This is a genomic window from Tumidithrix helvetica PCC 7403 (assembly GCF_965232925.1).
Classification (GTDB): Bacteria; Cyanobacteriota; Cyanobacteriia; order Pseudanabaenales; family Pseudanabaenaceae; genus Tumidithrix; species Tumidithrix helvetica.
In genome coordinates, this window is record NZ_CBDDRA010000016.1 from 42,248 (window position 1) to 68,811 (window position 26,564).

The following is a 26,564-nucleotide window of genomic DNA, read 5'->3' on the forward strand; positions in this document are numbered from 1 at the left end:
ATGGGAGAGAAAGATGGGGATTACACACCAATTTATAATTCCAATCGGCATTAGTACCCTTGTTGGTATTGTACTTTTACCCATCCCACTAGCATTAACAGACCCAGCCGCATTAAAAACCTATGGAGGACTGCTCGTAGGGTTCTTTGTCATGGGAGGCATTCCTTGGCTATTCTTTAATATTGGGATGGCAATATTGATTTCATGGACGCTGAGGCTTCTTAGAAATACAACTTTTGCTGTCAGGATTATCTCAGGGGGCATGCTATGGACCGCGATCGCCGTTTCCCTCATGAAATTGATACTTCAACAGCAAAAACAATGCGATAAATTTTGCTTGGGGTTAGAGAATATGATGCAAGGTTCCATTGCAATGCCTGCCTACGTTGGCATACTCATTATCCTCGGTATGTTAGGTGCTTTACAGGGAAGTCTCCTGTGGCGAAAAGGAAAGTAATTTATGAAGGATAAGAGTATGGAGAAGGAAATCGTGCTTAACCTATCGTGGGATTCTCTCTAATTGCCCGATCGAAACCAGTGTATAGAAAGAATAAGACTTGAAGCCTTATTTGATCTGTGTAAACTCAAAAGCTATGATGTCTTATGAGTTCAGCCCTTGGGTGTCATCCAAAATAGGTCTTGACTATTACGCTTGCGCACCAAACCTAAAAGAATAATGCAATGAAAATTCAGAAAGACTATCGACCACTTGGCTGCACAGAATGTGCAGGTGGTGCGGGGCTAGATTTTGATTTCACAATGGCATTTCAGCCGATCGTAAATACTGCGACAAAAAGCATCTTTGCCTATGAAGCCTTAGTGCGTGGGCTAAATAATGAATCTGCGGGGCAGGTTTTTGAAAATGTGAATGATAGCAATCGCTATCGATTTGACCAAAGTTGCCGCACCAAAGCCATTAAGTTAGCCGCTCATTTGGGGTGTCAGTCGTTTCTGAGTATTAACTTCATGCCAAATGCAGTTTATCGTCCCGAACTCTGTATTCGTACGACCATTGAGGCGTCAGAGACATTTGGATTTCCAATCGAACACATTATCTTTGAGATTACTGAAGGCGAAAAAGTAGAGGACATTGCCCATGTTCGCGAGATCGTACAGTATTACAAGGCGAAAGGATTTAAAACTGCGATCGATGATTTTGGTGCGGGGTACGCGGGATTAAACCTACTTGCCGAACTTCAGACCGATATTATTAAGTTAGATATGGCATTGATCAGGGGTATTGACCAAAACAAAAGTCGTCAAGCGATTGTCAAAGGGATATTGCAAGTGTGTCAGGAATTGGCAATAACCGCGATCGCTGAGGGGGTTGAGACCTATGAGGAGTTGAGTATCTTAAAGTCCTTTGGTATTGAGTTGTTTCAGGGTTATTATTTTGCTAAACCTGCATTTCAATCCTTGGTCGCAATTTCTCCAAGTGCATTCGAGATTCCATGAAAGACGGAATCACAGTTTTGCATCTATTCTAGCCAACCATTTACCATTACCTGATGGAGCGCTTGAAAACGGGTTTTGGCTTTAAGTTTTGACAAAATATTGTTAATGTGAAATTTTACCGTGCTTTCGCTAATGATCAGGTGATTGGCAATATCGCGATCGCGTAAGCCTCGCACCAATAGGCGCATCATTTCTAATTCGCGATCGGAAAGTGGGGGAGGCAATTCCTTTACAGGCTCAATTCCCCAAGATTCCCCACGCGTCACAGCATCAACAGCTTCTCGCAGGCGATCGGCAGCGATCGATAAATCAACTTTCGCTTGAATCCCTTTCGGTAAGGTTTGATGGTCTTGCTGTATCCATAGTACGCGCTTAGCTGAGTGAATTTGCGTGATATCATCCGTGAGTAAAGGAATCGTATCATCGACAGTATCGCAGATGGTTAGCCCTGCTAAAAATGCCAGATGGGTAAATGCCATTTGTAAAACAGAGAACTTACACCGAATTCGCAAACTCAACCCAAACTTACAACTGGGATAGGGAATTTCAATGGAAACCTGAATTCCCCCTTGGGTTCCCCCTGTTTGTGTGTTGAGCCTGCCTCCCAAACAGGAAACGGCAAAAAGTAACTCACCAAAAGCAGACTGAATCCAATTCCCATATTGCTGAGCAGTCAGGTTTGGGGCTGGGACAATTGCCTCCAACGCCACAGAACTCGCTGTGTAGATCAGACGACAGTAGGCACATCCAATTCTATTTAGGGTTTCGGCAGCTTGCAGAAACACGAACAAGAGTGGAAGTGTCAAAGTTTGTTCTGTACCCACAAGCGTGAGTCGAGCCGAACTTAAAATACACGCCAGTTGATCGGATAATGAAAAATGGCTAAAAGATGGAATCCGAGAGGAAGTCTGCCAAGTTTGTTTTTCTAACTGATGTTGTAAAGCTGCATCCAAGGCAAGGCTGACCATCGTGCAGAGGGTAGGTAATATCTCTAAAAATTCAGGTGCAAGAGGCTGATGGCTGAAACTGGCAAGGACGCCAACCACCTTTCCTCTAATTTCTAAAGGATACCCCGCAAAGCCTCGAATTTTGTTGGCGATCGCCCATTCTCGATTGCCTACCCAGTGCTCCTCTGCAAGATTATTGCTTAAAAATGAAACCCGATTTTGGGCAATTTTTCCAACCTTGTAGGCTCCTAAAGGAACTCTGCTAAACATCCCATTGGTATGGGTGTACATGCCAGAGGAAGCCACTAACTTCAAGAACTGCTGATTGGGTTCTAACAGCCAAATCCTTGCGAAGGCACAGTCAAATTTTTCGACTAACCCGTTGGTTAGCTGCAAGGCGATCGCTTCTGGTTCGAGACATCCTGAAAAACTTTGTGCAATCTCAGTCCCTCGATGTAAATCGAACAGGAGTCTAGTTGAATCGAGTGACTCAGGCATCAGAATATCTGTATGACTTAGATTGCCATCTAATTGAGCCGTAGATTGGCATTAAACGATGTATCTCAAGTTACTAATATAACAATCCCAAATGAGTTGTATCTAAAAATGTGCCGAACCAAATCAAAGCACCTGAGGGTTAATTCATCAAATCAGGCTTCTTTCTCTGACTCATTGTAGGGATTGCCGTTGTTCGCGTTCGGAGTTTGTTCTGTTGGATCTTCGCACGTACATCGCCGCAAAAATTCTTGGATTTGCCTAACCTGAAAGTTCTTTGTGAGTTGGATCAGTTTTCTCGCAAATGGTTTAAAGCGATCGCTAGATTGTTCGATTTGCCTAGCTATTTCCTCAATTCCAAGCACATCACCGATAATTGCCAGACTGAGAAGATTGCAAATTACTTCTTGAGATGGTAGTTCTATCGCTTCATCGCTATCATCCATGATTGTTGGGTCTACATTGACAGATCCTTCTTGGTTGCTCTCAGAATACTCTTCATAAATCCACTCTAAATTTAGAAGTGATTGTAACGTATCCAATAATGTTTTTGTTCTAACGGGTTTAGAAACAAAAGCATTACAACCAACATCATAACTAGTTTTCTGATCGTACTCAAACACGCTAGCAGAAGACACAATAATAATCGCATTTTTAATGTCTGGATCGGAGGACTGGCGTAAACGTCGAATTGCTTCATACCCATTCATCACAGGCATAATCAAGTCCATAAAGATCACATCAGGCTTAAATGTTGCTATTGTTTTTAAACATTCAGCTCCATTGCTCGCTTCTTCGATCTCAAACCCCAAAGGAGCGAGCAAACTAGTTAATACAGAGCGGTTTTCAGGCTTGTCATCGACCACGATCGCTTTGCAGGTGGTTTGCCCATTGGGGCGTCGAAACCCTATCAGCATAAGTTCTTGAGTTTTCTCTGTAGGAACCCAATTAGCCACTTTTGGAAGTTGAAGTTCAAACCAAAAACTACTACCTTCATCCTGCAAGCTTTTTACCTGTAGTTTACTGTTCATCATTTCAACCAGTTTTTTACTGATGGCTAAACCAAGACCTGTACCTTCCACCATGCGAACGCGATCGCCAGATTGCTGGAACGGTTGAAAGATTTCCTCCAGTTTTTCTGGCGCAATACCAACGCCTGTATCGTCGATCTGAAAGCGAATGGTAACAATCTCTTCGTGAGTATCAACCACCCCTACCTTAAAGGCAACGCCACCAATCTCGGTAAATTTGACCGCATTCCCAATTAAATTAATTAGAACTTGCCTTAGCCTTTGTTCGTCTGCTTTGACTGCGATCGGCAGTTCTGTAAGCACTTCATAAACAAAATTAATCCCTTTTTGTGCAGCTCGAATCCGAAAAATATCCGCAATTCCTTTTAAAAAGATCGAGAGATTAAACTCACTGGGATAGAGTTCCATCCGCCTTGCCTCAATCTTAGAAAGATCTAAAACATCGTTGATTAAGGTCAGTAAATGTTCGCCACATTGTTGAATGATGTCGAGCCCATCTTTATGCTGTTGGGGAAGATTTCGCGCCCGTTTCAGGATTTGCGCGTAGCCCAAAACCCCATTGAGGGGAGTACGCAATTCATGGCTCATATTGGCAAGAAATTCACTCTTGGCATGATTTGCAACTTCTGCCGATTCTTTTGCCTGTTGCAAGGCGATCTCAGCTTGTTTGCGTGCTGTAATATCCTCAAAGATACAGAGCAAATATGTCGTAACGCCTTGATTATCAATAATCGGTAATTTTAGCATTCTGAGTAAGATGTCACCTTGAGGCATATTCCTCAAGGGCACTTCAGGAACTTCGACCATTACGCCTTGTTCTATGGCTTCTAAATCGCCAGTTTGGAATAGCTCGGCTTGTGACTGGGTAAAGATTTGGTTGATATTTCGCCAAAAGATATCGCTGCGAGACACCCCAAACATCTCTTCACTAGCTTTGTTCCATAACACGCTACGGAACTCATTGTTAACATCCATCACAGATACTGCCAGTGGAATGTTTTCGATAATGCTATCGAGGAACTGCTGAGACTTCCAGAGGTCTTGCTCTAGTTGTTTGCGATCGCTGATGTCATTTAAGTCCCAAAGCACGCAGGTCTGATGATTGATCGCAATAATCTCAGCAGAAAGCAAGAGGGTTTTCATCTCTCCAGAGTGAACCCACATCTCAAGTTCGCGGTTTTGAATTGCCTCCTGTTTTAGAAGGGTTTGACTAATTTCAGCATAGTCAATCGGATTTGCCCAAATTTCTAGTGTGGATAGAGTTTGTCCGACTACTTCCTCTATGGTGTAACCAAAATTTGTTAAGAAACTGTTATTGACTTCAATCACCGTGCCATCTTGATAGTCGGTGATTGCGATCGGATTAGGGCTGGCTAAAAATACTTTGGAAAACTTCTCTTCTGATTGACTTAATTCTGCGGTTCGTTCGGTAATGCGACTCTCTAGCTGAGCGTTTGTAGTTTCTAAGGTTTTAAACGAGCGATGTAACTGCGTCGCCATCTGATGAAATGCTTGTGACAACAGACTCAGTTCCTCAACATTCTCGCTCGGAGATGGTCGATCGAGCAACCCATCTTCTAACTGTCCTGATTCAAATTGCTCGGACAGGGACTTTGAGGCACGAATGAGGCGGTAAATCGGTCGAGTAATCCAACGAGAGGTGAGAATTCCTAAAACGATCGCGACGATTAGCGCTAATAGGCACAAAAGAAGTGTCGTGCGCGTATTTTTGTCGATTTCTGCCATGAAATCATTCTCAGGAATCACCACCACTACTAACCAATTTAGCCCTAAGCGATCGCGGAAGGTTTCTACCTGCGCTAAATGACGTCGATCGGCGATCGTAAACTCAAATTTTTGGTTGCCTCGAAATTGGCTGGGATTACTGGGGTCTTTTGCCATGTTTGCCGCCACGGCACGCAGCAGAGGAACGTTGCTTTCTAGCACTTGAATCCGTTCAGTTTTCCCATTACGAATCAAAAAAGGCTTATCTAAGCCAGAGCTGGCAATCAATTCTCCTGATGGTTCCATAATAAAGGTCTGTCCAGTCGATCCTGTACTTAACCCTTGTAGAAATTTACTGATATCTGTCAGGGATAGATCGACGGCTGCCACTCCTAACATCTTTCCCTGTTGGTTATAAACGGGAACGCTCTGCGTAATTGCTAAAACGGGCAAATTATAATAGGTATAGACGGGACTCCATGACAATTTAGGGATTGAATTTAATTGACCTCCTTGATTTGATGGCGTTGTTCGATACCAAGGTCGCGATCGCGGATCGAAGTTAGGTGTTACGAGAATCAGGTTTGATCGATCGCCTCGGGCATCGATCTCATAGGTGTTTAAGGCCCCCTTCGTGTTGCGATCGGTCGCATCAAAATTATATTGCCCTCCATCTACTCGTTTTACCGCCGTATATTCTCCAGTTTCAGTACCGATGTGAATTGTAGTCACCGATTCAAAGATCCGAAGTTGCGTCCAAAGGTATCGTTCAATTTTGGCTCGATCTTGAAAATTTGACTCCACAGCCTGTACGATCTGAGAATTTCCAGCGTTTAAGCGGTTGATAAATTGGGGTATTTCTAAGTAGCTATGGAGGTGGTGCTGAATGCGATCGGTCACTTCCTGACGATAGCGACTGGCAACGTCACTCACGGCTTGCTGTCCGTTGCGCCAAGACAACCATCCTGTTAAACCTACGGCTACACAAATTTGCAGGACAAAAGGTCCTACTAATAGCAATCGCAGGGATAATTTTTTGGGTTTGAACGCACGATCCGTTTGGCTGTGTGACACAATTTGACTGAGGGATCGATTAAGGATACTACCAGTCTAAAACAATACCCTGCGAAGCGAGATGCTTTTGTAAATTAGGCACTAATTTTCGGTAAATAATTTCCTGCGGTGAAAGCGACAGATCTTGTTGTTTAACGATCCATGCTGCAGTTGAGCCCGAAGCCGCACCTACCGCCCACTCGCCAACGTGAATGCGGGTAGCTCCATTCACAATATGGCTGACAGCAATACCTTTGCCACCAATCAATAGATTATTGAGCTTGAGTGGGATGAGACTCTCAAGAGGCATATAAATCGGTTTTACAAAGTCCTCATTGACTGGCGCAGAACTAGGGGATTTAGAAGGTTCCCAATTGCGGTAGCGACAGCCATGCATATCGATCGCATAGTGAGTAATCCCAATTGTAGAAGGGCGGAAATCTCTTCCACCTACCATGTCTCTACGCAGGTCTTGCTCGCGCATAAAGAAAGTCTCCTGTCCATAGGCAGAGCGACCTAAGATTCTTCTTCCTTCACGAATATAGGGATACAAGCTCAAACCCGACTCAGTTGGCATAGGCGAACCTATACCCGACAAATGCGTTAATGGAAACTCTGACGTGGCATAGTTTTCGATTAACCATTCCGAAAATAGAAGTGCGTGATTTTCTCCTTCTTTGAGGGCATTAAAATTTAATCCTCCCATCCAGTTTTGACGTTGTCCCGATGCATCAATCTGTTCGTCAGTCATGATTAGAGGCGGATTCATAATACCCCAATCATTGCCGCGATTCCAATTAACGACGGTCATATCGCCTTTAGCTGGAGTCGCCTTAAATGGGTTGTCGCGCAATAAGCTGACAATGCGGCGATAGTTAAAGAAGCTATTGCCGACAAACATGGGATATCTCCCCAAATCGTAATCTTTGCGATGCTCTTCTTTAGAATAACCAGGTTGAATTGTTTTTAGCTTTTTGAGCGATTCTCCTTTGTCATCAGCGATCTTGAGAATAAAGGGAAATGTAAATGCTTGTGTGCATTCAGGATTATCGGCAACAGCGTGTTTTTCTCCAGTAGTCGCGAATCCCTCTGCACCTAAACGATGGGGAATATTTGCCCATGCTACAAGCTCACCTGTGTCGGTGGCATCAATCACGATCATCTGTTTGCCCACAGGAGGCTGAAGCCGAATGGCAACTTTTTCAAAGTCATCATTGCTTTCCCATCCGTACCAAGGAACCAATTCCCTTGATAGCCGCCCAAGTGGAATGTAATTGGGATTGCGTGGTTTGCGCTTCACCCCATAGACGGCAGTAATTATGTCTCCGTTACTGCTAAATTCTGCGCCTTTAAAGGCAATTTGGGTGCCCCAACGACTACGGGGAGCAGAGAGCTTTGCCTCGTTTAAGAGCGCTTCTGCGGCGGCTGCGCCTGCTGTGGGCGTAAAGCAAAGGTTTCCTACCCAGCAGCTATTGGTGTCTGCGACCACAGCTCCAGGTTTGAGATAGGAGTATTTTGCAGGAAATGCTTCTTGACTGGCGATCACATTTTTAAAATGCGTCCAACTTGAAGAAAATACTTGCTCATAGCGCATTAATAGGGACTCGTCGATCGCGCTCACCCCTTGAGAACTAATTTGTCCACCCATCATGGGTGTAAGCTCGATCAAGCAAGTCGTTGCACCTGTTTTCATGGAGTGATACGCTGCTGCCGTACCACCAAGCGAACCACCGACGATCGCGACTTCACATTCCCAAACTTCGGCGTTGGCAGGCGGCGGGGGCAACATCAGCGGCCAACCATTACTATCAAATTTCTCTTGGACGGATGCCTTTGCCGATGGATCGTTGGATTTGAGTCCCCCCGATCGCAACCAAATTTCGGTCACACTCCCACTAAGTGCCAATCCCAGAAATGCCATGATGAAGAGATGGCGGAACTTAGGTTGAAATTTAGCTGTTTTTTTTATAGCTGTTCTCTGTGAATGGTACTTTTTCCCCATTTTGGCTTTACTCAGTTATCAGTTATCAGTTGTCAGTGTTCGGTTATCGGTATTTGGGTTTTAAGCACCAATGAGCTTTGTTCGCTTTTTCTTGCTTACGGTTCGCTGATTGAAATAATTGGATCGACCTTATAGGTACTGAAGATTTTCACCATTGCTGCAATGGATTCTTTTGTAGCATTTTTCTCTAAGATGCCAGCACTTAGCACTGAGAGCTTATCACCATCTTGCTGAATATCGCTAAATCCTCTCACGCTGCCTTGCCCTTCTTTATAAGACCAAATTACTCTAGGAGCCCTGTCAGGTTCTGGGGGTACTGAGGTTAACTCAAAATTGGGACGAGAGCCAAAGTTGCTTCTCACAATTGCTGGTAAGACTTGCGCCAATTCTTCTTTAGAGGGAATGCCATTGGCTTTAGAGTTGACATTGATTTGTACGCCTAAAACGATCGTATGACTTGGATTAACCCAGATCACAGCAACTTGTTTAGGACTGCTGATATCTTTAACTGTCCAATTTTTAGGAATATCAATTTGGAAAAGCCCAGTCTTGTATGTATATATTTTGGTTTCCCCAAGTTTTAATTCGCCAATCTTGACTTCTTGGGTTTTCGTTTCGGACGTTTTATTTTCAGGATTTGCAGAAGCGGAGGCTGTAACAGGTTGAACAGTCATTCCCGTTTGAGGTTTCCCTGTTTCTGGGGAATTGGTAATTCCTGAAGGATTTGTACAAGATGACAGCAACGTTGCTAGGCTAAAGCAAAGCACAAGTATCGATCTTGAAAGCACAGCTTTCTGCGGCAGGCATCTTGCCGCGCATAAATAGCGATCAACTCGATGGACACCGCCGAGTTTCATAGTTGACTCCTAATACACCTCACTTTTAAATTCTACCCAATATTATTAACTTTCCCTAACATGTGTATTGTTTATCACGATCTTTTGCGACATTATGCCGAAACTCGCCCATATCTCAATCTATCCAATTAAGTCTTTAGATGGTTTAGCAGTCAGTCACGCTGAAGTTTTATCAAGCGGAGCATTGCGAGGCGATCGCGAGTTTGCCATAGTTGACGCCCAAGGAAATTTTGTGAATGCAAAACGCAATCCTAAAGTGCATTTATTGCGAGCTAGGTTCGATTTAGCCCAGAGATTTGTCTATCTAAACCATCAAAATTCCGATCGCCCTGAAGTTTGCTTTCACCTAGACGAACGACGGGAGGCGATCGCGGTTTGGTTGAGCGAATTTTTCGGTATGACTGTACAAATTATCCAAAATCGTGAAATGGGCTTTCCTGACGACACCAACTCACCAGGCCCAACGGTTGTCAGTACGGCTTCATTGCAGGCGGTGGCTGATTGGTTTCCCGAACTAACGCTCGACCAAACAAGGTTGCGCTTTCGCACGAACTTGGAACTAAGCGATGTACCAGCCTTTTGGGAAGATCGGCTGTTTTCCACTGAGGGCAATGTGGTGAGATTTCAGATCGGAAACGTTCGGATTCATGGCATTAATCCCTGTCAGCGCTGTCCAGTCCCCACCCGCGATCCGATCGCTGGTGAAGTTTATGCAAATTTTCAGAAAATATTTGTGTCCCAACGCCGAGAAACTTTACCCGCAGAAGTAGAGCGATCGCGTTTTAATCACTTTTATCGTCTGACGGTCAATACGCAAATCCCTGCCTCTGAGGCAGGGAAAATTTTGCAAGTAGGCGATGCGATCGAAATTCTTTAATGCACCTAACCAAAAACCCTAATCGTCATACTTGAGGGTAAACTGTCGGCACTCAACTCTAAAGTCGAACCACCGCGATTTACTTTGACATTGGGAAACAAAGCTAAAAATTCATCCACAGGCGCTAGCGCACAGGTTTTGCTAGATGTAGCTGTGTGATAGTAAGTGGGCACAACAATTTTGGGGCTAAGCTCTGCGACCACTGCTTGAGCTTCGGTAGCGCTGTAACCTTTATCACCACCCCCTACGGGCAAAATCAGCACATCAGGACGCCCCATTAAAATGCGTTGATCGGGCAAAATTGGTGAAGCCGCGCATCCTAAATGCAAGAGCCGAATCCCTGCTTGCTGCCATCGCCAGGCTACGTTGCGACCAAAGCGCCGTCCGCCCACGCGATCGTGATCCATGCGAATGCCTTGAAGATTAACGCCTTTGAAATCGTAGGAACCTGGTTCGGCAAAAACTTTTGTCTTGTTTGGTAAATTTTCTAAATAGCCTTCGTCGAGTAAGCGAGAGCTAATCATTACATAGTCAACATCAGCTTTTGGGGCAGGTAAACCAGCCGTGCAGCCACTCGGACGAAAAGGGTGCGTTAACAGTCGCAGACCACCCCCACTGATCAAAAATGACATATGCCCAAACCACTGTAAGGTGAGTGGCCCAGTATTTGGCGCGGCTTTGGTACGATCTTGGCTAAAGGCAGGGGCGATCGCAAGTCCCGCCGTTAAAGTGCCAAGCAATCCGCCCTGAGCTAACTGAATGAGTTTCCTGCGTCGCATATTTTGATAATTTCTTTCGGAGTGGAGTTTGTGGAGTATTTAAGCAACCAGACGTAATTTACCTTACTTTTGTTCTGATCTGAACAATCTCTGTACTGTTACCTTAAACAATAAGAATTCAGTGCAGTAAGAATTGTTGTCTATTTCGATCTTGCACATGTCATGAAAGTCTTATCTACCGAATGTGAAGATGAGAATAGTGGAATAATCGTGAAAGTAAGAGAAGGCAGAAAAACAGGATATGTTCCTCTTGGTGAATTAGAAGTAACTTCAAGACAAGATCGAAACTTTTTGCCAGTTAGAGAATATGTGGTTTGGTTTGCCAATCGGTAAACATTTCCTAACCATGTGACTCTAATTTTATTATCCTGATATTATCCTAATCCTATGAGCTTTCCTACTGAACCAATTGGATATGAAAAGACAGTTCTTTCTGACCTACAGGGTGCATGGGGAGTTCTGCGTGCCTCTGTAGTTGCTTGCGCGGAATTTGAAGGATGGGATCGAACGATCTTTCATATCGATGAAGCAATGAGTTGGGAAACAGTACGAAATCTAGATCGCATGCCCAAGCTGTTATTGATTATCCGCAACCTATGCTTGTCTGGAGGTGCGCCAGATGAGGTGATCGAAAATATTGAGGATATTGAGGATGTGCTTACACAAGTTCAAGATGAAATTTGTAAAGGTGAGACATTTTAGGTTGCACTGATAATATCTAAACTGTATGATTTGATCTTGGGCAAAACCTTTAAAAGCCGAAAATGACTGCTTTCACTTGCAGTTGGGATAGATGAAAAAATGTCTAGCGAAACTTCCAAATTTGATGTTGAAGCTAAAAATATTAATAAATTATTTTCAGATCCTTCGATTGCTTACGAAGTCCCTAATTTTCAAAGACCATATTCGTGGGGAGTTGAAGAAGTTGGTGAAATGCTTTCAGATGTCTATGACTCAGACTGGCTAGAAAGCAATAACCAAAATAGCTCTTACTTCTTAGGTTCCATTGTTTTATCTCAAGGAGAGGAATCTGATCTTGTTCTAGATGGTCAGCAACGACTTACTACTATTTGCTTACTTTTAGCGATTTTAAAAACACTTCTTCAGCAAGAAGGACTTGAACAACATCATGTTCAAGCCATAGATAGTTTACTCACCGCTGGGAAAATTCTACAGCCTAGAAAACCTAAGATCAAATTACAAGATATAGACTCTGCCATTTACTTCTCTCTGATTACCAACCCTTTGAAATCTGTATCAGAGGGAAATGGCTCACTTTTATCAAAAGCTGTCTCAGAAATATTGGAGAAAATAAATAAATATTCTAATGATCTGATAGAGCGTAGAAAGATATCAAAGAAAGATGCTCTCGGAGAGATGTTGAAGCGCATTCTCTATAATGTAGAGCTTGTTCAGATAAAAGCCCCCTCTGAGAGTGCTGCTTTTAAGCTCTTTGAAACATTAAATGATAGAGGATTGGCACTCAATGCTGCTGATCTCATTAAGAATAAATTGTTTGCTCAGTGTGATGAACAAGAGCTATTAGAGGAGGCATTTGATAGCTGGCAAAACATTCTTGATACTGTTGGTGATGGGCAAATACTAAACTTTCTAAGATATTATTGGATAGCCTTTAAGGGAGCAGTTAGTAGGAATGGTCTTTATGATGCTTTCAGGAATGATCTTTCTAATAAATCGCTATCGTATTCAATAGAATTTCTAAGACATCTAACAGATAGTGCCAAGACTTACCGACACATTACTTCTCCAGATCCGAAAAGTTGTCCTTGGCGCAATAAAAATGAAACTGCTGAAGGGCTCCAAAGATTAAAGGTATATCGAACTAGAAGTTTTATTTCTGCTTTGTTGGTCTGCTCGGAGAAAGATCCTTCCAGCGTTTCCCTATTAACTAGAGTTTTTGAATCAGTTGCTGTACGCTATTCAGTAGTTGGAGAGCTAAACACAAATCAGTTAGAAAAAGTTTATGTTTCCATTTGTCAGAGACTTCGTAATGAATCTGGGAAAGTCGATCTCATCCTGAGAGATGAATTCAATCCTTATGTCCCGACAAATGATGAGTTTTTTGAGAAATTTTCTCGGCTTAAAGTTAATACTAAAAGCTCGGTATGGAGAACTATTTTAATAAGGATAAATGAGAGCTATAGTAATGGCGAAACTAAAGTTGAGGGACCAGATAAAGTTCACATAGAACATTTGCTTCCTCAAAAACCAAGCAAAGAAGCCTTGAAGGAAGCTAATCTCACTGAGGTTGATGTCGAGGAATTAAAAAACAGAATTGGGAACCTTACTTTATTGCTTGGACGCAAGAATCAATCAATATCGAATAGCTCCTTCTCAAAAAAAGTCCCTGTACTGCGTGAGTCTGTTATAGCCTTAAACAAAGAGGTTTTGAGAGAATATAAGGAAGGAGAGCCTTGGGGAAGAAGCCAAATTGAACAGAGATCTAAACAATTAGCAAGAAAAGCTGTTGAGATTTGGCCTTGGCCTGTAAATTGAGTTTAATCCTTCTTAGAGTGCTATCACAAGTTCTGTAATGCTGTACATTCATCGATAGAATAAAGGGGTTCTACTAGAGTGAAATTCAGTAGGTATTGTTGTATTGCATCGCCAGAGCTTGGATCGTTATCTCAAATAAGAATTCCAGTATGAATAGTAAGTTGGATGTAAAGCTATGATTGATTCTTTGCCAAAAAAACATTGATTTTGTAGGGCTAACGAGTGAAGAAGCTAATCGGGTAAAAAATGCCATGTTAGAAGGGGCAAGCATTTATGGTTTTATCCCAGAAAAAGGATTGGATTTTATTGTCAAAAATTTTAGAGCGTTGTCATCTATTGGTGTTCTCGAACAAAATTGGATGGATGCTTACACACACGCATCAAACTTTGAGGATATACCCTTAGATTTAATGCAAGAGATCTTTGATACGTGTGACAGAGAATTACTTCAAAAAAATTATCCTATTTATGTAGGCGATCACTTTAATAATGGTGAACGCTTCAGTTTGTTTCGTGGTTGCGCAGGACTTATCCATAAAAAAGGTATGTCATGGACTTCTTCGTTAGATATAGCTATTTGGTATGCTGCACACCATGCTGAATATTATGATTTGGATAATGTTGCAGTTTATGCAGCAGTTGTGAACAGAGAAGAAATTTATTGTTGTGGATGCCACTACGACTATGATTTCATAGTAAGACCAAAAGAATGGTGGCGCATAGAAGTTCCACAGAGCGAGTTCAGGTTAGATAGACCAAGATAAACAAGGCTACCAAAATAATTTAAATCATTTTTATTGATGCGATAGCAAGCTGTACAGGCTCAATCCTGTTGGAATTCTTGCATTTCTGCCTTCAAACTGTCTAAGCTATCAAATAGCATTGTTATAAAACATTAGATCGAACAAGCTTACTGCTGGTATAGAAAGTTCAATCCTGAGTTTGCCGATCGCTGTTTTTGGAGGTTATCGATCTCCAGATTTCGAGCGGGATGTATAATTCTGCTGACGAGTTTTTGACTGCTTTAATCGAACAAGATTGAGAACGGCAAGCTAAGCAAAAAATTAATACCATGCTGCGATCTACACTTCAAAAAGATAGAGCGATCGCAGCTACCAATGAATGCTGGGAACAGCAGCATCAATCTTCCAAAAGCTTAAAGATGTTATAGTTGTGGCGATCGCAGAAAATACTAACCCAAAAACCTATGCTAAAAACAGTCGAAGGCATTTATCAAAATGGGCAGGTTTATCTTAACGAATTACCTCAAGATATTAGCGAACATTCTCAAGTTTTTGTCACATTTCTCGCTTCTGGGAAAATCGATCCACTCAAACTACGCCAGCTAATCGAGCAACTGGAGATACTTGCGGCGACTCAGCAAGGCTTTGACGAACTAAATGCTGGTCAAACTCAACCGATTGGGAACTTTTTCCAAGAGATGCAACAAAAATATGACATTTCAGGTTGAGATTACCCCAATTGCGAAAGCTCAGATCGAACAAGCTTATCGTTGGTATCGAGAATTAAATCCTGAGTTTGCCGATCGCTGGTTACGAGGATTGATGAATGCGATCGCAACAAGAATTCAAATCAGCTAAAAACTTCTGCTACAGATTGCTCGAAATTGGGTAGCAATGGACTGCTCAAAACATCGCTACTAAACAACGTCGCCACTAAAGGTAAGCCTGCACTGCGGGACGCATCCTGCAAGGCATCGCGTCGAAAGATCTCGATGGATTTCCAACGAATTGTTTGGTACATTCAAGTTAGCCTCTAGCAATTACTTCTATTTTGACATAGCGTAAAGCGATCGCTCTATTAAGCGTAAACCCTCAACCCAAAAGCTTAAAAACGCTATATAGAAATGCAGTTTATATGCCATGATTTGGTTGCAAGTTTATAGCTGCGATCGCTGAGATTCGTTAAGAATTGCGAGAAATTCAAAAAACATGGAATCAAACCAAAGCCTAAATTTCCCTAGCCCTCCGCCGAATAAACCGATTGCTCCCTTGCAATGGATTAAAGAGAATCTGTTTAGCGATTGGTTTAATAGCCTCTTGACTATAGTTTGTATCGGGCTGATTTATTGGATTGCTAAAGGTCTGATTGTTTGGTGCACAACCCAAGCGCAGTGGTCGGTCGTGAGTGCAAACTTTCGCCTGTTTTTTGTGGGGCGATATCCCCTAGAGCAAGGTTGGCGACTTTGGATCGTGCTTGCCATGATTAGTGCGCTATCTGGACTGGCTTGGGGTGTTTGGGGAAGGTTCAGCCGCACGGTGGGCATGGCGATCGCTTCTCTTTCTGTGGCATTGGCTATTCTCGTTCCAGTGGAATTACCATCAAGGCTCTGGATTCTCAGTACAACGGTTTTGGTTGGGGCAGGTTTTGGCTTGGGACAAAGGCTCAAAACGGTTCGTTTCATTTCCCTTGGCTTATCCTTTCTGTGGTTGTTATCGCTTCCGATCGCACTTTGGCTGGTGGGCGGTGGACTTCGCATTCTCGAACCCGTAGAAGTGAATCTGTGGAATGGATTGCTCCTAACAGTTTTGATTGCCGTACTGAGTATCGTCGCTTCTTTCCCCTTAGGGGTTTTGCTAGCCTTGGGACGACAGAGCACGATGCCCGTGATTCGCTGGTTTTGCATTCTCTACATTGAGATTATTCGCGGCTTGCCTTTGGTGGGCATTTTATTTATGGCTCAGGTGATGCTGCCTTTGTTTTTACCGACAGGCGTGAGCCTCAATCAGGTGGTGCGCGTAATTGCGGCTTTCGTTCTGTTTAGTGCCGCCTATCTTGCTGAAAATGTGCGCGGAGGTCTGCAATCCGTGCCGAGAGGTCAAATTGAAGCAGCCAAAGCTTTAGGATTTGGTACTCCCCTGATTATTGTTTTGATTGTGTTGCCGCAGGCTCTGCGGGCGGTGATCCCTGCGATCGTCGGTCAGTTCATCGGCTTGTTTAAAGATACCTCCCTTGTCTCGATCGCTGGTTTAGTAGAATTAATGGGTATCTCTCGGTCGATTTTGTCACAGCCTGACTTTATTGGTCGTAATGCTGAGGTCTACCTGTTTGTTGGCTTGATTTACTGGGTATTTTGCTATGCCATGTCTCAAGGGAGCCAAAAACTTGAGAAGGTGCTTAATTCAGATTAAAAGCGGCTGTTACTAGCTCTACGTTATGATGCGAAGGCTGAAAGAATAGAAAATTATTCAAGTTTTTCAGATTTAGACCTTGTAGCATCATAACGTTTAGTCTCTATGCAAGCAATTATGGTGGTGGGAACCACTTCCAATGCAGGAAAATCTCTAATCTGTGCCGCGCTCTGCCGTCTCTATCATCGCCAAGGATGGAAAGTCACACCTTTTAAAGGGCAAAACATGGCACTCAATTCCTATGTCGTCAAGATGGAAGGGGAAGAAATTGGGGGTGAAATTGGCTATGCTCAGGCAGTGCAAGCATGGGCAGCGAATGTCGAACCCAGTGTCGCAATGAATCCAATTTTGCTCAAGCCCCAAGGCGATATGACTTCGCAAGTGATTTTCTTAGGCAAAGCTGTAGGTGTGACTCAAGCCTCAGAGTACTATCAAAATTACTTCGATCGCGGTTGGGAATGCATTCAAACTTCCTTGGCGAAGCTGGCAGAGCAGTTTGACTTGGTAATTTGCGAAGGGGCAGGCAGTCCCGCCGAAATTAATCTCAAACATCGCGATTTAACCAATATGCGGGTAGCGATGCATTTGAATGCCGCTACAATCCTAGTTGTCTGTATCGATCTGGGTGGAGCCTTTGCCCATGTGGTCGGAACCTTGCAACTGCTCGAGCCTGAGGAACGAGCGCAGATTAAAGGCATCGTTATTAATAAATTTAGAGGGCAGCGATCGCTCCTGCAATCTGGCATTGATTGGCTAGAGGAGTATACGGGTATTCCTGTGATAGGCGTGATTCCCTATCTCGATATAGCCTTCCCTGCCGAAGATTCGGTGAGCTTGTTTGAACGTCGCAGTCGGCTCTCGCCAACGGACATTAGTATTGCAGTATTGCGACTACCTCGTATTTCCAACTTCACAGATTTCGATCCGTTGATTGCTGAGTCAACAGTGGATTTGCGTTTTGTCGCTCTCGGACAAACCTTAGGCAAACCCGATGCCGTAATTTTACCTGGCTCCAAAACCACGATCGCCGATCTAATCGCCTTACAGGAATCAGGCATGGCTGACCAATTGCGTGACTATTGGCAAGGTGGTGGCACAGTCCTAGGAATTTGTGGCGGGCTGCAAATGTTAGGTCAAGCGATCGCCGATCCTGAAGGCAGAGAAGGAAAATCTGGAAGTTTTACAGGGCTGGGGCTTCTACCAATTACAACCACGATTACCGACACCAAAATTCTCCGCCAGCGTCAAGCTATGTCTATTTGTTCCCTATTTGGGAGGGGGTTTGAGCAGGAAGTTGAGCAAAGCAATTTCGATATCACTGGGTATGAAATTCATCAGGGTATTTCTAAGATTTTGCCAGAACAGGGAAATCAAGTCAGCGAGCTGTTTGATGATGCTGACCTTGGCATGGTGACAACCGATGGCAGGGTATGGGGAACTTATCTGCACGGATTATTTGACAGCGGTAAATGGCGACGCCATTGGTTAAATCAGTTACGGCATAAGCGCGGTATCTCACCTTTACCGATTGATACTTTAGATTATCAGCAACAACGCGATCGCATCTTTGACCAACTTGCCGATGCGATCGCGCCCCATCTCGATCTGAGTAAACTACTCAGTCTTTAGGAGAATCTCTAGAGTTTTTCAGGGTAAAGTTATAATTCCTGTAGAGCTTTGTAAGACCAGTGAAATGCAACCTAAAATGGCTTGATTCCGTCCCAAAGATGACTATTATCTCTCTCTCAATCCTACCCTCTGGAGACTGGCGATGAATAACTCACTCTTATTACTAGGCGAATTTTCGGAGCAAGATATTCTTTGGTTACAGCAGTTTTGCCAGAGAATTGATTTAAAAGCAGGAGAAGTACTCATACAAGAAGGTGTTCCGATCGAGATGCTTTATTTTCTCCTAGAGGGCAGGCTCACGGTCAAAGTTTTATCATCCAATAACCACGATCGCCATCGGATGCTGGCAAATCTAACCCCAGGAGAGATTATTGGCGAGATGTCCTTTATCGATCGTCGCCCTCCTTCTGCAACGGTCATTGCTAATAGCGAGGCAGTCTTATTGGCAATTCCCCATGCGTTATTAGCGCAAAGAACTGAGGAGGATATTGACTTTGGGCGACGTTTCTATCGCGGACTTGCCTATTGCTTATCAAATCGCCTGCGATTGATGAACGTCAGCTTACCTCAAGCTGGTATTGAAGTCAGTGGCACGGTTCCTTCGGAATTTGCCAATTCCGAAGTTGCGGCTAAACTTCCAGTTGCCCAGGCTCGACTTGAGACTCTCATTGCGTCTATATAGAAGGGTGGGTATAGGCTGAAAGCCCGTGTAGGTAAGATGCCTGCGCTGCAAATAAACTACAATTTATCTAGGATTTTTATACTTACCACTATTGTTCTCTTCAACCATTAAAAACAAATTGGCATTATGAAACCAGCGATCGCACTAATTGTTCTAGTCTTTATGACCTTGTTGCTACTTCCTACGGCTGTTTATGCCGCAAATCCCAGCCATGTTGTGAGGTTGCGTGAAACCCAAGAATGTGTAAATTGCGACCTCAGTAATGCGTATCTAATTGCCGCGAATTTGGAGGGGAATTATATGCTTGGCTCTAATCTAAGCAAGGCAAATTTAAAGGCGGCAAATCTCGGATCCGCCCGTCTCAGTCGGACAAACTTAACAGGAGCCAATCTAAGTTTGGCAAATCTCAACCACGCTAGTTTAGTGTTAGCTAACTTGACCAATGCTAATTTAGACCATGCCGACCTCAGCTATGCCGATCTCTTAAGCGCCTCGTTAGTGGGAGTTAACCTCAACAACATTAAACTCTGTCAAACTACTCTGCCTGATGGCGTCATCTCCAATCGAGATTGTTAAACTTTATTCCCGCAAATAGTAGTCTGTCAACGATTCGTTGATGGGTATGTAGAATCTAGAAAGCTTTTTGGGTGTGTTTTTGAAGGTTTTCAACCCTCAAAAAATTCTTGACAAAACACTAAGAAGTTAAGCCTTTACGACAAGATCTAAAAAATCTCGATCTTTTTAGATTTGCCCGTTATATAGAATGTATTTTGATGTTAAGATTAAAGACTGTGCAATTATTTACGCTCGGATCAGGTGAATGCACCAAAGTCGGAGACCATCCGATTACCTGTACGGCATCTAAACATCAAATTCAAATTATGAGTTACGCAATTATTCAAACAGGTGGTAAGCAATATCGGGTTGAGACTGGCAGATTCTATGATGTAGAGTTTCTCCATGTCGAGCCAGATACAAAACTCACCATTACAGATGTCTACCTTGTTAATCTTGATGGCAACGTCAGTATTGGGCAACCTTTGGTAGAAGGTGCAGCGGTAGAAGTGACGATCAGGCAGCACTTGAAGGCAAAGAAAGTAATTGTCTACAAGATGAAGCCCAAAAAGAAAACTCGTTCAAAAAATGGACATCGTCAAACATTAACGCGCATTATGGTCGATGCCATTAGCCTTAATGGTGTGGTATCCAATGCCAATAATATTAAAGTAGACGAGCCTGTAGCAGTCTAGAGTTTCGAGAATTCAGACGATTCGATTTAGATTGGTCTGATTAAGTTCAACCTGCGTAATTTATTCAGTAAAGTTAGAGGTTAATAGGTCATGGCACATAAGAAAGGTACGGGTAGTACGCGTAACGGGCGCGACTCTAATGCTAAGCGTTTAGGTGTTAAGCGTTATGGTGGCGAAAAAGTTACCGCAGGTAGCATCTTAGTCCGTCAACGTGGAACCAAGTTTCACCCAGGCAATAATGTTGGTATTGGCAGTGACGATACCCTATATTCCACAGTTGCTGGCATTGTCACGTTTGAAAGATTAGGCAAAACTCGCCAAAAGATCAGCGTTTACCCTGTTGCAGTCGAAGCAACTACAGAGGCTGTAGCAGTATAGGCGATCGCAAATTACGCTTATAAAGATAACTTGAGGGGAGCCAAGCATTGCTTGGCTCCCTTTTTTATTGCTAGATTTTTCTGACCCGTTAAAGTTTGTGGCGCTTTGTCTATTTTGGGGGAATCCATCAAGCTACGAAGATGCGAACTTCAATCAAGCGTTCTCGCCTGTGAATTTGGACTCTTCATAGTATGTCTAGCTTATTTCAAGCCTTTTATAGTTAGAATTTTACTTTTTTTATCTCGAACTAGCATTTATTGTCGGTTTAATAACTTTCTTATGAAAATTTCTTGCTTTGTTTACAGGGTGATTACTATATATCCATGTCGTAGTTTTAGAATATTCAAATGAGCCCAATCAAAAAAATTAGTCGCAAAATCTTGTTGATTGTTGCGGCATTTGTTATCGGTTTAATTGCTGCATCATCCATTTCCATTCTTGCTGTTGAAGCAGCGCCACAGTGGAGTTATGGTGGTGCAGAAAACCCCACGAGATGGGGCGATCTCAGCACTGATTTCGCAATGTGTGAGATCGGCAAGGAACAATCTCCTATTAATATCGCAGGTGCTGCAAAAGGAAGCCCCGCAAAAATCGTCTTTCACTACAGTCCAGCACCCTTAGTCGTTTTTAACAATGGTCATACGATCCAAGTAAATTATGCAAAAGGAAGCACCGTGACGATTGATGGCAATGAATACGAACTTCTCCAGTTCCACTTCCATACCCCAAGCGAACATACCATTGATGGGAAAGCTTCAGCAATGGAACTGCACCTAGTTCACCGTAATACGGCAGGCAAATTAGCTGTTGTTGGCATCATGCTGGATGAAGGATCTGAAAATCCTCTAATTAATGAGATTTGGCAGAATATTCCTGCTGCTGGCAAAACCAATAAGGTCAGCGATCGCACGATTAATGCTGCTGATTTCCTACCTAAGAGCAAAGCTTACTTTAGCTATAATGGTTCGCTCACAACCCCCCCCTGTAGTGAAAGTGTGAAATGGAATGTTCTTGTAGAACCCATTACAGTTTCCGAAGCAGAAATTGATGTATTTCAAAAGCTCTATCAGGTGGATGCGCGTCCAGTTCAGCCCACAAACGGTAGAGTGATTACATTACATCGCGAATAGTTAATAGCTTTTAGGGGTCTTAAAAAAAACCTGCGACGCAGGTTTTTTTAATGAAATTACTGCAGGCTAGAGCTTTTACCTTGCAGAGAAATAAATCAATGGTAGTCATTGTAAAGATTAATGATTAAATCTTCATGAAGTTTAGTAAAATGAATTTATCTCTTCGGTAAGTATTTATTCTCATTGACATGACATTAGACCGATTCCCTTGGCTTACCGCGATCGTCCTGCTCCCCCTCGTAGCTTCTTTACTTATCCCCTTTTTGCCTGACAAAGATGGCAAAAATGTGAGGTGGTATGCCTTGGGTGTAGGCATCGCAGACTTTATTTTGATGTGCTACGCCTTCTGGAGGCATTACGATCCGAGCAGTGCGACATTTCAGCTAGCGGAAAAATATGATTGGATTCCGCAGTTAGGGTTAAGTTGGGCAGTTTCGGTCGATGGTATTTCTGTACCTCTGGTGCTTTTAGCAGGAATCGTGACGACGCTTTCAATTTTTGCCGCATGGCAAGTCGATCGCAAACCACGTCTTTTTTACTTCCTCATGCTCGTTCTGTATGCCGCACAGATAGGTGTATTTGTGGCGCAAGACCTACTGCTATTTTTCATCATGTGGGAGGTCGAGCTTATCCCCGTTTACTTACTGGTTTCGATCTGGGGCGGTAAGAATCGGCAGTATGCAGCCACCAAGTTTTTAATTTATACCGCTGCCGCCTCTATTTTTATTTTGGTAGCAGGGTTAGCCATGGCATTTTATGGAAACACCCTCACCTTTGACATTGCCGAACTTGCCTTAAAAAATTACCCACTGGCGTTAGAGCTACCCCTCTATGCAGGATTGTTGATTGCCTTTGGGGTCAAATTGGCAATTTTCCCCTTTCATACTTGGTTACCTGATGCCCACGGGGAAGCATCATCCCCCGTATCGATGATTTTGGCTGGCGTCCTACTCAAGATGGGAGGGTACGGATTGATTCGTCTCAATATGGGACTGCTCGACCAAGCCCACGTTTATTTCGCGCCGATTTTGGTAATGTTGGGCGTAATCAATATTGTCTATGGCGCATTTAACTCCTTTGCCCAAAACAATATGAAGCGTCGTCTCGCCTATTCCTCGGTTTCGCACATGGGGTTTGTCTTGATTGGGATTGCGTCCTTTACGGATTTGGGCATAAATGGTGCGATGTTACAGATGATTTCCCACGGACTGATTGCCTCAGTCTTGTTCTTCTTAGCAGGGGTGACCTACGATCGCACCCACACGATGTCCTTAAAAGAGATGGGCTATATTGGGAAAGTGATGCCTAAGGTGTTTGCCCTATTTACGATCGGGGCATTAGCCTCCCTCGCACTGCCTGGGATGAGTGGGTTTGCCAGCGAATTTGCGGTTTTTGTCGGTATTACAACCAGCGACATCTATAGTTCACCTTTCCGCACGGTAACGGTTTTCTTGGCGGCAGTGGGTGTAATTTTGACACCGATTTACCTGCTCTCGATGTTGCGCCAAATCTTTTATGCTTCGGAGGCAATTCCCTCCTGCGATATCTCGCCTTCTTGCGATATTTCCGATATCAGCTTAAAGGCACAGGGGAACCAAGAAGCGGTTTGCTTTGGTACCAATTGCGTTTTGCCGATTGATGCTGACTTTAGCGATGCCAGACCCCGTGAAGTGTTTATCGCACTGCTCTTCTTCGTGCCGATTGTGGCGATCGGAGTCTATCCCAAACTGGCTTCGCAACTCTACGATGCCTCGACGATTGCACTGAACGTACAGGTGCGCCAATCTTACGCGCAGGTTGCGATTTCTAAGAATGCCCCTCTTTTTGCTAGCCAGTCGTCATTTCCCACAATTGCAAAGGTTGAAGTTAATGCTGCGCTAGTTAGCGATTAATTACTTTTGCCAATGGACAATTGAATATATCGGTGCTTTCTTAGCATTTCCAGCGATCGCCACTTTAAAGTGGCGATCGCTTTGCTTTGTAGTAATCCCATTTTCAAAAAGTGATGCAACGCATCTTTTTGAAAAGACCGCGCTCCGCGCGGAACACAAACCCCGATCTGTCGCAATTTCAAGAGAAATTGGTATAATCCCATCGTCTCAAGTGGTAGATTAGGAATATCTCAGATTTAGGTATCGAATTGTCGTTGCTGAGAATTACTTCTTGAAGAATAGTGCTTGAAATGCTGGTTAATCATTCCATTGTTCGGTAATAAGGAAAAACAAAATATATAAGAACTGGAGGAACCTCATGGAATCAATTCAAGAGTTCTTAACTTCGGGGGGATTTATCCCTCATGGGCATTGTTATTTATGGAAAATGGAACTCGTATGGTTGCATCTTTTGTCAGATCTGCTGATTGCGATCGCTTACTACTCAATTCCGATCTCATTAATTTACTTTGTCCGCAAACGCGAAGATTTACCCTTTCGTTGGATATTTTTACTCTTTGGTGCGTTCATTATTCTTTGTGGCACGACCCACTTAATGGAAATATGGACGCTGTGGCATCCCACCTATTGGCTTTCAGGTACAGTCAAAGCTCTTACTGCGATTGTTTCTGTTTTTACCGCCGCTAGTCTCATCCCCCTTCTTCCTAGGGTGCTAGCAATGCCCACACTTTCCCAATTGGAAGCAATTAACATCGCGCTCGCCAAAGAGATTGCCGAGCGCAAAGAGGTGGAACTAGAACTATCTCATAATCTCGATCTTAGAGAGGCGATTTATAATGAAGCGACAGATGCGCTGTTTCTAGTTGATACGACGACCCTTCTGATTATCGATTGCAATCCTTGTGCTGTAGGGATGTTTGAAGCGAATAGCAAAGAAGAACTGATCGGAATTGAGGGGAACATGCTACAAAAACGGCAATTTACCGATCGCGAACTAGCTGCGATCCTTGAGGACATCCGTAAAAAAGGCTTTTGGAGAGGCGATATAGAATATGTTACGAAAAAAGGGAAGCATTTCTGGGGTAATTTGGCAGCAAAGCACATCAATGTCGCAGGTCAAGATATGAATCTCGTGCGCGTTAAGGATATCAACGATCGTAAACTGGCAGAACAAGAAGCCCAAGAAAGCAAAAGAATTCTCGATGCCCTGATGGAGTATATTCCTGACGGCATCACGATTGCCGATGCCCCCGATGTCAACATTCGGCGTGTGAGTAAGTATGGCGAACAATTGACCGGGCGATCGCGTGAAGTTCTCGAAGGTATTCCTGTAGATCGGCACGTTCAAGAATGGGGAATCTTTCATGTCGATGGTATTACACCAGCAACAAATGACGAACTACCTTTGACCCGTGCAGTCCAGAAAGGAGAAAATGTAATAGACGAGGAATGGGTACTACAGAAACCCGATGGAAGTCAGATCGTGATTTTATGTAACGCGGGCCCGATTCGGAGTGAAGATAATACGGTTACGGGAGGTGTGATTGCATGGCGAGATATCACCGATCGCAAACGGGTGGAAGAATATATCAGCAATCTTAACATCGAATTAGAGGCAAGAGTAAGCAAGCGCACGCTCGAACTTTCTAAAGCCAATGCTGAGTTAGAAGCTGAAATCAACGAACGCAAACGAACCGAAGAGCGATTTGACTTAGTTTTAAAGAACTCACCGATTACCGTATTTACGCAAGATCGGGAACTGCGCTATACATGGGTGTATAATCCCGCTCTGGGAGTGAATGACGAATCTATCATCGGGAAACTAGATGCTGAGATTTTGACATTTGAAGAAGATGCTCAAAGATTGAGTCATCTCAAGCAGCAAGTTCTTACCAGTGGTATCGGTAAACGCGATGAGGTGCATATCAGCACCCATGATGAAACCCGATATTTCGATCTGACGGTGGAACCATTGCACGATCGCCATGAGGAAATCATCGGAATTGGCTGTGTTGCCTTAGATATTACATGGCGCAAAGAATCGGAAGCGCAGTTGAGAGCCGCTTACGATCGCGAGATCGTTCTGATGAAAGAGATTCACCATCGGGTAAAGAATAACTTGCAGATCATCTCAGGATTGCTCTACCTGCAATCTCGGCAAGTCGGAGATCCTAAAACGCAAGCAATTATTCAGAGCAGTCGCGATCGCATTTTGTCGATGGCTTTACTCCACGAAAAGCTCTACCGATCTAGAGATCTAGAGCATATTGATTTTATTGGTTATATTCAGAGTTTGACCCTCAGTCTAGAGAGTTCCTACGCATCAAGATCTACAGATATCTCTTTAAATATCAACGCCGCACCCGTTAAAGTTGACATTGACACCGCCATGTATTGTGGCTTAATTGTGAACGAGTTGGTTTCAAACTCCCTGAAGTATGCTTTCCCTGAAGGTCGTTCGGGGCAAATTACGATTGAGTTTTATCTGGATAAGCCCGACAGTTATACTTTGATCGTACGAGATAACGGTATTGGTATGAATGAAGCGATCGACCTCAAACATGCCAAGAATTTGGGTCTACAGCTTGTCTATTCCCTTGCGACAAAGCAATTAAAAGGACAGATTTCTTTAGAGCATCAAGGAGGCATGGTTTTTAAGATTTCATTTACAATCAAACCCTAACCTAGTTAAACAAGTTAAAATTGAAGAATT

At 43.5% G+C, this 26,564-nt stretch carries 24 protein-coding genes and 1 pseudogene; 18 read left to right on the forward strand and 7 right to left on the reverse strand.

The genetic code is table 11. From position 1 onward, the window contains the following. Positions 1-13 precede the first annotated feature (13 nt). Both ACP2WE_RS15410 and ACP2WE_RS15415 read left to right on the forward strand, forming a co-directional pair. On the forward strand, positions 14-457 hold the full coding sequence (locus tag ACP2WE_RS15410) for a hypothetical protein (protein WP_425216434.1): 444 nt from the start codon (positions 14-16) through the stop codon (positions 455-457). Positions 458-681: 224 nt separating this feature from the next. Then, positions 682-1,455 (forward strand): EAL domain-containing protein, encoded by a 774-nt coding sequence (locus ACP2WE_RS15415; protein ID WP_425216435.1) that lies wholly within the window; start codon positions 682-684, stop codon positions 1,453-1,455. Positions 1,456-1,478: 23 nt separating this feature from the next. Here the strand turns inward: ACP2WE_RS15415 and ACP2WE_RS15420 are convergent, their stop codons facing one another. The 4 genes from ACP2WE_RS15420 to ACP2WE_RS15435 form a co-directional block, all read right to left on the reverse strand. Continuing rightward, positions 1,479-2,900 carry a LuxR C-terminal-related transcriptional regulator gene (locus ACP2WE_RS15420; RefSeq protein ID WP_425216436.1) on the reverse strand — a complete coding sequence of 474 codons (1,422 nt, stop codon included), beginning with the start codon at positions 2,898-2,900 and terminating at the stop codon, positions 1,479-1,481. A 152-nt stretch (positions 2,901-3,052) separates the two neighbouring features. Continuing rightward, positions 3,053-6,727: a PAS domain S-box protein gene (locus ACP2WE_RS15425; RefSeq protein WP_425216437.1), complete on the reverse strand. Its 3,675-nt coding sequence runs from the start codon at positions 6,725-6,727 to the stop codon at positions 3,053-3,055. Positions 6,728-6,755: 28 nt separating this feature from the next. Further along, positions 6,756-8,627 (reverse strand): FAD-dependent oxidoreductase, encoded by a 1,872-nt coding sequence (locus ACP2WE_RS15430; RefSeq protein WP_425216438.1) that lies wholly within the window; start codon positions 8,625-8,627, stop codon positions 6,756-6,758. Between the two features lie 176 nt (positions 8,628-8,803). Then, positions 8,804-9,565 carry a hypothetical protein gene (locus ACP2WE_RS15435; RefSeq protein ID WP_425216439.1) on the reverse strand — a complete coding sequence of 254 codons (762 nt, stop codon included), beginning with the start codon at positions 9,563-9,565 and terminating at the stop codon, positions 8,804-8,806. Positions 9,566-9,659: 94 nt separating this feature from the next. Here ACP2WE_RS15435 and ACP2WE_RS15440 point away from each other — a divergent pair, with 94 nt between their 5' ends. Beyond that, complete coding sequence (locus tag ACP2WE_RS15440; RefSeq protein ID WP_425216440.1) at positions 9,660-10,442, forward strand: MOSC domain-containing protein; 783 nt, start codon at positions 9,660-9,662, stop codon at positions 10,440-10,442. A gap of 5 nt (positions 10,443-10,447) precedes the next feature. On the opposite strand, the gene ACP2WE_RS15445 is transcribed toward ACP2WE_RS15440, so the two are convergent. Next, positions 10,448-11,221, reverse strand: coding sequence for an MBL fold metallo-hydrolase (locus tag ACP2WE_RS15445; RefSeq protein ID WP_425216441.1), 774 nt, complete (start codon positions 11,219-11,221; stop codon positions 10,448-10,450). 210 nt (positions 11,222-11,431) lie between these two features. On the opposite strand from ACP2WE_RS15445, the gene ACP2WE_RS15450 reads away from it, so the two are divergent. From ACP2WE_RS15450 to ACP2WE_RS15475, 6 genes and pseudogenes are all read left to right on the forward strand, one after another. Then, positions 11,432-11,554, forward strand: a complete 123-nt coding sequence (locus ACP2WE_RS15450; protein WP_425216442.1) for a hypothetical protein — start codon at positions 11,432-11,434, stop codon at positions 11,552-11,554. Positions 11,555-11,608: 54 nt separating this feature from the next. After that, positions 11,609-11,923 (forward strand): hypothetical protein, encoded by a 315-nt coding sequence (locus tag ACP2WE_RS15455; protein ID WP_425216443.1) that lies wholly within the window; start codon positions 11,609-11,611, stop codon positions 11,921-11,923. Between the two features lie 99 nt (positions 11,924-12,022). Next, on the forward strand, positions 12,023-13,738 hold the full coding sequence (locus ACP2WE_RS15460; RefSeq protein WP_425216444.1) for a DUF262 domain-containing protein: 1,716 nt from the start codon (positions 12,023-12,025) through the stop codon (positions 13,736-13,738). Positions 13,739-13,917: 179 nt separating this feature from the next. Beyond that, the gene (locus ACP2WE_RS15465; RefSeq protein WP_425216445.1) at positions 13,918-14,502 is read left to right on the forward strand and encodes a hypothetical protein; all 585 of its coding nucleotides are present in this window, start codon (positions 13,918-13,920) and stop codon (positions 14,500-14,502) included. Positions 14,503-14,945: 443 nt separating this feature from the next. After that, positions 14,946-15,209, forward strand: a complete 264-nt coding sequence (locus tag ACP2WE_RS15470; protein WP_425216446.1) for a hypothetical protein — start codon at positions 14,946-14,948, stop codon at positions 15,207-15,209. Beyond that, positions 15,193-15,321 (forward strand): annotated as a pseudogene (locus ACP2WE_RS15475) (type II toxin-antitoxin system RelE/ParE family toxin); the annotation flags it as partial. The gene ACP2WE_RS15470 and the pseudogene ACP2WE_RS15475, both read left to right, overlap by 17 nt. Positions 15,322-15,331: 10 nt before the next feature. Here ACP2WE_RS15475 and ACP2WE_RS15480 read toward each other — a convergent pair. Further along, complete coding sequence (locus tag ACP2WE_RS15480) at positions 15,332-15,502, reverse strand: hypothetical protein (RefSeq protein WP_425216447.1); 171 nt, start codon at positions 15,500-15,502, stop codon at positions 15,332-15,334. A gap of 188 nt (positions 15,503-15,690) precedes the next feature. Between ACP2WE_RS15480 and ACP2WE_RS15485 the strand changes: the two genes are divergently transcribed. From ACP2WE_RS15485 to ACP2WE_RS15520, 8 genes are all read left to right on the forward strand, one after another. Further along, positions 15,691-16,890 (forward strand): amino acid ABC transporter permease, encoded by a 1,200-nt coding sequence (locus ACP2WE_RS15485; RefSeq protein ID WP_425216448.1) that lies wholly within the window; start codon positions 15,691-15,693, stop codon positions 16,888-16,890. A 105-nt stretch (positions 16,891-16,995) separates the two neighbouring features. Continuing rightward, entirely contained in the window at positions 16,996-18,519 is a 1,524-nt protein-coding gene (cobQ, locus tag ACP2WE_RS15490; protein ID WP_425216449.1) for a cobyric acid synthase CobQ, read from the forward strand. 142 nt (positions 18,520-18,661) lie between these two features. Then, positions 18,662-19,201 carry a cyclic nucleotide-binding domain-containing protein gene (locus tag ACP2WE_RS15495; RefSeq protein ID WP_425216450.1) on the forward strand — a complete coding sequence of 180 codons (540 nt, stop codon included), beginning with the start codon at positions 18,662-18,664 and terminating at the stop codon, positions 19,199-19,201. Positions 19,202-19,327: 126 nt separating this feature from the next. After that, a complete protein-coding gene (locus ACP2WE_RS15500; RefSeq protein WP_425216451.1) occupies positions 19,328-19,777 on the forward strand; it encodes a pentapeptide repeat-containing protein in 450 nt (149 codons plus the stop codon). Between the two features lie 305 nt (positions 19,778-20,082). Next, positions 20,083-20,451 carry a 50S ribosomal protein L21 gene (gene rplU / locus ACP2WE_RS15505; protein WP_425216452.1) on the forward strand — a complete coding sequence of 123 codons (369 nt, stop codon included), beginning with the start codon at positions 20,083-20,085 and terminating at the stop codon, positions 20,449-20,451. Between the two features lie 90 nt (positions 20,452-20,541). Continuing rightward, the gene (gene rpmA, locus ACP2WE_RS15510) at positions 20,542-20,829 is read left to right on the forward strand and encodes a 50S ribosomal protein L27 (protein ID WP_425216453.1); all 288 of its coding nucleotides are present in this window, start codon (positions 20,542-20,544) and stop codon (positions 20,827-20,829) included. 347 nt (positions 20,830-21,176) lie between these two features. Next, a complete protein-coding gene (locus tag ACP2WE_RS15515) occupies positions 21,177-21,959 on the forward strand; it encodes a carbonic anhydrase (protein ID WP_425216454.1) in 783 nt (260 codons plus the stop codon). Positions 21,960-22,147: 188 nt separating this feature from the next. Next, positions 22,148-23,851, forward strand: a complete 1,704-nt coding sequence (locus ACP2WE_RS15520) for an NAD(P)H-quinone oxidoreductase subunit 4 (protein WP_425216455.1) — start codon at positions 22,148-22,150, stop codon at positions 23,849-23,851. On the opposite strand, the gene ACP2WE_RS15525 is transcribed toward ACP2WE_RS15520, so the two are convergent. Continuing rightward, positions 23,848-24,054, reverse strand: coding sequence for a hypothetical protein (locus tag ACP2WE_RS15525; RefSeq protein ID WP_425216456.1), 207 nt, complete (start codon positions 24,052-24,054; stop codon positions 23,848-23,850). The genes ACP2WE_RS15520 and ACP2WE_RS15525 overlap by 4 nt on opposite strands. A gap of 155 nt (positions 24,055-24,209) precedes the next feature. Between ACP2WE_RS15525 and ACP2WE_RS15530 the strand changes: the two genes are divergently transcribed. Beyond that, positions 24,210-26,534, forward strand: a complete 2,325-nt coding sequence (locus ACP2WE_RS15530; RefSeq protein WP_425216457.1) for a PAS domain S-box protein — start codon at positions 24,210-24,212, stop codon at positions 26,532-26,534. The last annotated feature ends 30 nt before the right edge of the window (positions 26,535-26,564 follow it).

Excerpts from the sequence above, each read along its gene's own strand:
- ACP2WE_RS15410 (WP_425216434.1), top strand. The coding sequence starts at position 14 with ATGGGGATTACACACCAATTTATAATTCCAATCGGCATTAGTACCCTT.
- ACP2WE_RS15415 (WP_425216435.1), top strand. The coding sequence starts at position 682 with ATGAAAATTCAGAAAGACTATCGACCACTTGGCTGCACAGAATGTGCA.
- ACP2WE_RS15420 (WP_425216436.1), bottom strand. The coding sequence starts at position 2,900 with ATGCCTGAGTCACTCGATTCAACTAGACTCCTGTTCGATTTACATCGA.
- ACP2WE_RS15430 (WP_425216438.1), bottom strand. The coding sequence starts at position 8,627 with ATGGCATTTCTGGGATTGGCACTTAGTGGGAGTGTGACCGAAATTTGG.
- ACP2WE_RS15435 (WP_425216439.1), bottom strand. The coding sequence starts at position 9,565 with ATGAAACTCGGCGGTGTCCATCGAGTTGATCGCTATTTATGCGCGGCA.
- ACP2WE_RS15440 (WP_425216440.1), top strand. The coding sequence starts at position 9,660 with ATGCCGAAACTCGCCCATATCTCAATCTATCCAATTAAGTCTTTAGAT.
- ACP2WE_RS15445 (WP_425216441.1), bottom strand. The coding sequence starts at position 11,221 with ATGCGACGCAGGAAACTCATTCAGTTAGCTCAGGGCGGATTGCTTGGC.
- ACP2WE_RS15455 (WP_425216443.1), top strand. The coding sequence starts at position 11,609 with ATGAGCTTTCCTACTGAACCAATTGGATATGAAAAGACAGTTCTTTCT.
- ACP2WE_RS15460 (WP_425216444.1), top strand. The coding sequence starts at position 12,023 with ATGTCTAGCGAAACTTCCAAATTTGATGTTGAAGCTAAAAATATTAAT.
- ACP2WE_RS15470 (WP_425216446.1), top strand. The coding sequence starts at position 14,946 with ATGCTAAAAACAGTCGAAGGCATTTATCAAAATGGGCAGGTTTATCTT.
- ACP2WE_RS15480 (WP_425216447.1), bottom strand. The coding sequence starts at position 15,502 with ATGTACCAAACAATTCGTTGGAAATCCATCGAGATCTTTCGACGCGAT.
- ACP2WE_RS15485 (WP_425216448.1), top strand. The coding sequence starts at position 15,691 with ATGGAATCAAACCAAAGCCTAAATTTCCCTAGCCCTCCGCCGAATAAA.
- cobQ (WP_425216449.1), top strand. The coding sequence starts at position 16,996 with ATGCAAGCAATTATGGTGGTGGGAACCACTTCCAATGCAGGAAAATCT.
- ACP2WE_RS15495 (WP_425216450.1), top strand. The coding sequence starts at position 18,662 with ATGAATAACTCACTCTTATTACTAGGCGAATTTTCGGAGCAAGATATT.
- ACP2WE_RS15500 (WP_425216451.1), top strand. The coding sequence starts at position 19,328 with ATGAAACCAGCGATCGCACTAATTGTTCTAGTCTTTATGACCTTGTTG.
- rplU (WP_425216452.1), top strand. The coding sequence starts at position 20,083 with ATGAGTTACGCAATTATTCAAACAGGTGGTAAGCAATATCGGGTTGAG.
- rpmA (WP_425216453.1), top strand. The coding sequence starts at position 20,542 with ATGGCACATAAGAAAGGTACGGGTAGTACGCGTAACGGGCGCGACTCT.
- ACP2WE_RS15515 (WP_425216454.1), top strand. The coding sequence starts at position 21,177 with ATGAGCCCAATCAAAAAAATTAGTCGCAAAATCTTGTTGATTGTTGCG.
- ACP2WE_RS15520 (WP_425216455.1), top strand. The coding sequence starts at position 22,148 with ATGACATTAGACCGATTCCCTTGGCTTACCGCGATCGTCCTGCTCCCC.
- ACP2WE_RS15525 (WP_425216456.1), bottom strand. The coding sequence starts at position 24,054 with ATGGGATTATACCAATTTCTCTTGAAATTGCGACAGATCGGGGTTTGT.
- ACP2WE_RS15530 (WP_425216457.1), top strand. The coding sequence starts at position 24,210 with ATGGAATCAATTCAAGAGTTCTTAACTTCGGGGGGATTTATCCCTCAT.